The organism is Desulfovibrio faecalis (genome assembly GCF_053570625.1).
This window is the reverse complement of the sequence record NZ_JBRBQR010000005.1, coordinates 1-228: the sequence shown is the minus strand read 5'-3', so window position 1 is coordinate 228 and position 228 is coordinate 1. Positions and strand designations below refer to the sequence as shown.

Genomic DNA, 228 nt, shown 5'->3' with positions numbered 1-228 from the left:
TTTTTGCCGTCAGCATGGCATTTCGGATGCGACCTTTTATAAATTGCGCAGCAAGTTCGGTGGGATGAACATCTCTGACGCCAAGCGGTTGCGCTAGTTGGAGGAAGAGAACGCTCGGCTGAAACGACTTGTAGGTGAACAAGCGCTTGATATCGTCGTCCTGAAGGACGTGATCTCAAAAAACTTTTGAAGCCCGAAGCCAACAGGGAAGCCGTGCATCACATTCAG

1 pseudogene is annotated in these 228 nt (G+C 50.0%); it reads left to right on the top strand.

The window, feature by feature from the left end:
- Nucleotides 1–181 (top strand): annotated as a pseudogene (locus tag ACUZ79_RS15810) (transposase); the annotation flags it as partial.
- Nucleotides 182–228: the final 47 nt, after the last annotated feature.